This window comes from Amaricoccus sp. (assembly GCF_036846665.1).
Classification (GTDB): domain Bacteria; phylum Pseudomonadota; class Alphaproteobacteria; order Rhodobacterales; family Rhodobacteraceae; genus Amaricoccus.
In genome coordinates, this window is the sequence record NZ_DAIUBO010000288.1 from 1 (window position 1) to 4,210 (window position 4,210).

Below are 4,210 nucleotides of genomic sequence, written 5' to 3' on the forward strand. Positions count from 1 at the left end.
CGTCGCCCGGCCCTGGTGGGAGGCCGAGATGTCGAGGAAGGTCAGCTCGTCGGCGCCCTCGGCGTCGTAGCGCCGGGCCAGCTCGACGGGGTCGCCGGCGTCGCGGAGGTTCTCGAAGTTGACCCCCTTCACCACCCGGCCGGCGTCGACGTCCAGACACGGGATCACACGTACGGCGAGGCTCACGACGACCGCCCACCGGTCAGGGTCAGGGCCAGCTCGACCTGCCGCGGATGCGGCGCGACGGCTTCGCCGGCGGGCTCTTCGCGATCTGGGTGCCCTCCCCCGAGACCGGGACCGACATCGACGCGCTCATGCGCGACCCGCCCTTCGACCTGCCGCTGCCCGATCCGGTCGGGACTGATACCGCCCAACCGGCGGCGCTGGCCATGGCGGGGATCCTCATGCGCATGGAGCGCGTCTCGGAGGGCGTGCTGCGGCTCTGCCGGTCGGCGGCGGAGATCCGCGCCTGTCTCGATGCGGATGTCATCGCCGCCGTCCTGCACATGGAGGGGGCCGAGGCGATCGGACCCGACCTCGATGCGCTCCACGTCCTGCACGCCGCCGGGCTGCGCTCGCTGGGGCCGGTCTGGAGCCGGCCGACGATCTTCGGCCACGGTGTTCCCTTCCGCTTTCCCGGTGACCCCGACACCGGTCCGGGCCTCACCGCGCTCGGCCGCGATCTGGTGCGGGCATGCGATGCGCTGCGCATCGTGATCGACCTGTCGCATCTCAACGCGGCGGGCTTCGACGACGTGGCGGCCGTCTCCACGGCGCCCCTCGTGGCCAGCCATTCCAACGCCCATGCCATCTGCCCGGCCTCGCGCAACCTCACCGACCGGCAGCTCGCGATGATCCGCGAGCGCGCGGGCCTCGTCGGGCTCAATTTCGCCGCCGCCTTCCTGCGGCCGGACGGCCGCCGGGCGGTGGACACCGGCTGGGATCCGGCTCTCCGGCACCTCGACCATCTCATCGCCCACTTAGGCGAGGACCATGTCGGGATCGGCTCCGATTTCGACGGCGCCACGATCCCCGGCTGCATCGGCGACGTGACCGGCCTGCCCGCCTTCGAGGCGACGCTGCGGGCGCATGGCTTCGATACGCCGCTCCTCGCCAAGCTGCTGCATGGGAACTGGCTCCGCCTGCTGGAGCGCGTCTGGGGCGCCTGACCGGCGGTCCGGAAGGCCCGCCGACCCCACCCGGCCGACAGAATCAGGACGCGGACGCGTTCCATCGTTGCCGGTCCATCGCCTCGGGGAGCACGGGCGGGACCCCTTGGCTACATTGCGCGCCTTCCCGGTGGAGCGCCCGTCACGGCAACGCCGAAAGCCCCCGACTCGAGCAATGGACGCCCTGCGCCCCGGCCCCTGGCGTCACCGCCCCGCCGGGCCGCCCAGGCTGAGCTTGCGGGCGAAAAAGGCCTCGGCAAGGGCGTCGGGCGCGCAGCATTCCATGCCCCGGAGCCGCATCAGCCCGCGGAAGGTGAGATCGTCGAACCAGTGCTTCGAGGTCTGGCTGGCGAAGGCGCTCAGCAGAATCTCGATCTTGCGGTCCGCATCCGCGACGCTCGCCGGAACGAAGGCATTGGGAGAGCCCATGCCGCCGTCCCATTTCGGGATCTCGTATTCGAGGATCACATGGTCGCGGAACGCGTTCCAGGTCAGTTCCGAGACGGTGCGGTGGTCCTGATGCAGATCCTTGCCGTAATGGGTGAAGATCAGATCCGGCTCATGGACCTTCAGCGCCTCGAAGACATCCTTGATCTCGCCCCATTGCAGCGGAAACCGCCCGTCGCGGAATTCGTGCAGCTCGACCACCGAGGCCGCGGCGCCCTCGAGAAAGCGCGCCGCGCTCGCCCGTGCCTCCGCCCCGCGGATGCCGCCGCCGGACAGCACGACCCAGACGACGCGCAGGCCGGGATGCTCGCGCATCAGCCGCAGCAGGGTCGCCCCGGCCCCGATCTCGATGTCGTCGCTGTGGGCGCCGAGCGCGAGGATCGTGCGAAGCTCAGGCCACCGCAGATCGAGCATCGGGCTTCGGCGCCTTCCATGTCTGCCAGGGGGTGGTGCCCTTCGCGACCATGTCGTCGAGCGCCTGCTTCTCCTTGAAGGTGTCCATCGGCATCCAGAAGCCGTCGTGCTTGTGGGCGTAGAGCCGGTTGGCCTTCACCAGCCGGTCGAAGCCCTCGATCACCAGCTCCTCGCCCTCGAAGAGGTTGTCGAAGATCGCCTGCCGCAGGATGATGTAGCCGCCGTTCATCCACATGCCGCTTTCCTTGACGTTCATCATCCGCGCCACCTTGCCGTTCTCGCGCGTGGTGACGAGGTGGAAGGAATAGGGCGGCTGCACGCAGCAGAACCCGGCGGTGGAATCCGAGGCCCGGAAGGCCGAGACCATGGCGTCGAGATCCATGTCCGTCAGGATGTCGGCATAATTGGCCAGGAACATCTCCTCGCCCGCCAGATGCTCGCGGACCTTCAGCAGCCGGCCGCCGATATTGGTCGACTGCCCGGTATCGACGAAGGTGATGCGCCAGTCGTGGATGTCGGTCCTGAGCAGCTGCCGCTTGGCGCCGCCGTCCTCGAAGACGAAGTCGTTGGACATGCATTCGTCGTATTCGAGGAAGAACCGCTTGATCGTCTCGCCCATGTAGCCGAGGCAGAGCACGAAATCCTTGTGCCCGAAGGAGGCGTAATACTTCATGATGTGCCACAGGATCGGCATTCCGCCCACGGGCACCAGCGGTTTCGGAACCTGATCGGAATAGTCGCGCAGGCGCGTCCCCTGGCCACCACAGAACAACACAACCTTCATTCGGTCTACCTCGTCGCACATCTGAACCGCCCCTGCGGCCTGGCCGAGTGGCGGCGCAAGTATAGACGTTCGCATCGCGATTTCCACCGCAGAACGCCATCCGCGCCGGAAAGCTGTCGGTTCGGTAAATCGCGTCCCGTCGGCCGGATATGCCGCGGCGAGGGCGCGTCCCGCCGCCGATCGTGCCCCCACGGCCGGCGATCCCGCGCGATTGCCGTCCACCGGCGCCTCGCCTATAGAGTTGCCAGCCCGCAGCCAGGACAGGACGCCATGATCGGACGGCTCAACCACGTCGCCATCGCCGTGCCCGACCTCGCGGCGGCGGCCGCGACCTACCGCGACACGCTGGGCGCCAGGGTCGGCGCGCCCCAGGCCGAGCCCGAGCACGGCGTGACGGTGATCTTCATCGACCTGCCGAACACCCGCATCGAGCTCCTGCATCCCCTGGGCGAGGCCTCGCCGGTCGCGGCCTTCCTCGCACGCAACCCCGCCGGCGGCATCCATCACCTCTGCTTCGAGGTCGAGGACATCCGCGCCGCCCGCGACCGCCTGCTCGCCGAGGGCGCGCGCGTGCTCGGCAACGGCGAGCCGAAGACCGGGGCCCATGGCAAGCCGGTGCTCTTCCTCCACCCCAAGGATTTCAACGGGACCCTGGTGGAGCTCGAGGAAGCGTGACGATCACCTCCGTCCTGGTCGTCTACGTGGTGGTATGGTTCCTGACGCTCTTCGTCGTCCTGCCGCTCAACGTGCGCAGCCAGTCCGAGGACGGCTCGATCGTGCCCGGAACCCCCGGCTCGGCCCCGACGGATCCGATGATCCGCAGGAAGCTGAAATGGGTCACCCTGGTCGCGACCCTCCTCTGGGCCGCGCTCTGCGCCTTCATCCAATGGGGCGGCCTCACGATCCAGGACATCGACATCTGGGGGCGGATGTAGCCGCGGCGGCAATAAGATGGTCGCCCGCACGCGGAATCGTGCTATGCTCTCCCCCGCTGCAATGGAGGTCCCAGCACGATGAAGCCAATCGCCCTGCTCGTTGCCTCGGCCGCCTTCCTCGCCTTCTCCGGCGCCGCCTTCGCGGCATGCAACTGGTCGGAGAAGAAGCACGAACAGACCGCCGAGACTCCGATCATCCTGCCGCCCGAAGTCGGCACCTGACCGGACCCGGATCCCGCATTCCACCGCGGGACGGCCTGAAGACAGTCACACCCGCGCGCCCGCGCGCCCGTGCGGTGCAGCGGTATGTTGGTTTGACGCCAACAGCCCTTTCACTTTGCCGGCGCCACCGAATCATGCCTCGGGTCATGAATAAGGCCGCGCCCGGCGCGGCCCGCGTCGGATCCCCCCGGACCGAAAAGGCGAGGCGCCGGTGGCGCCTTGCCCGGTCCGGTCGCCCG

6 protein-coding genes and 1 pseudogene are annotated in these 4,210 nt (G+C 68.8%); 4 read left to right on the forward strand and 3 right to left on the reverse strand.

Going from position 1 to position 4,210, the window contains the following annotated elements:
- The coding region (locus tag V7050_RS18815; RefSeq protein ID WP_324411018.1) for a HisA/HisF-related TIM barrel protein at nt 1-186 on the reverse strand (186 nt) is incomplete at its 3' end.
- Nucleotides 187-200: 14 nt separating this feature from the next.
- Between V7050_RS18815 and V7050_RS18820 the strand changes: the two are divergent.
- Nucleotides 201-1,169 (forward strand): annotated as a pseudogene (locus tag V7050_RS18820) (dipeptidase); the annotation flags it as partial.
- A gap of 204 nt (nt 1,170-1,373) precedes the next feature.
- Here V7050_RS18820 and V7050_RS18825 read toward each other — a convergent pair.
- Complete coding sequence (locus V7050_RS18825; protein WP_324368545.1) at nt 1,374-2,030, reverse strand: PIG-L deacetylase family protein; 657 nt, start codon at nt 2,028-2,030, stop codon at nt 1,374-1,376.
- The gene (locus V7050_RS18830) at nt 2,008-2,814 is read right to left on the reverse strand and encodes a sugar phosphate nucleotidyltransferase (protein ID WP_324368543.1); all 807 of its coding nucleotides are present in this window, start codon (nt 2,812-2,814) and stop codon (nt 2,008-2,010) included. Before V7050_RS18830 ends, V7050_RS18825 begins: the two co-directional genes overlap by 23 nt.
- A gap of 270 nt (nt 2,815-3,084) precedes the next feature.
- Here V7050_RS18830 and mce point away from each other — a divergent pair, with 270 nt between their 5' ends.
- The 3 genes from mce to V7050_RS18845 all read left to right on the forward strand — a co-directional run bounded on the left by mce (nt 3,085) and on the right by V7050_RS18845 (nt 3,971).
- Nucleotides 3,085-3,489 carry a methylmalonyl-CoA epimerase gene (mce, locus tag V7050_RS18835; RefSeq protein ID WP_324368541.1) on the forward strand — a complete coding sequence of 135 codons (405 nt, stop codon included), beginning with the start codon at nt 3,085-3,087 and terminating at the stop codon, nt 3,487-3,489.
- Nucleotides 3,486-3,749, forward strand: coding sequence for a DUF1467 family protein (locus tag V7050_RS18840; RefSeq protein ID WP_324368539.1), 264 nt, complete (start codon nt 3,486-3,488; stop codon nt 3,747-3,749). The genes mce and V7050_RS18840 overlap by 4 nt, the downstream gene beginning before the upstream one ends.
- 78 nt (nt 3,750-3,827) lie before the next feature.
- Nucleotides 3,828-3,971, forward strand: a complete 144-nt coding sequence (locus V7050_RS18845; protein ID WP_324368537.1) for a hypothetical protein — start codon at nt 3,828-3,830, stop codon at nt 3,969-3,971.
- Nucleotides 3,972-4,210: the final 239 nt, after the last annotated feature.

Coding starts and splice junctions, on each gene's coding strand:
- V7050_RS18825 (WP_324368545.1), bottom strand. CDS start 2,030: ATGCTCGATCTGCGGTGGCCTGAGCTTCGCACGATCCTCGCGCTCGGC.
- V7050_RS18830 (WP_324368543.1), bottom strand. CDS start 2,814: ATGAAGGTTGTGTTGTTCTGTGGTGGCCAGGGGACGCGCCTGCGCGAC.
- mce (WP_324368541.1), top strand. CDS start 3,085: ATGATCGGACGGCTCAACCACGTCGCCATCGCCGTGCCCGACCTCGCG.
- V7050_RS18845 (WP_324368537.1), top strand. CDS start 3,828: ATGAAGCCAATCGCCCTGCTCGTTGCCTCGGCCGCCTTCCTCGCCTTC.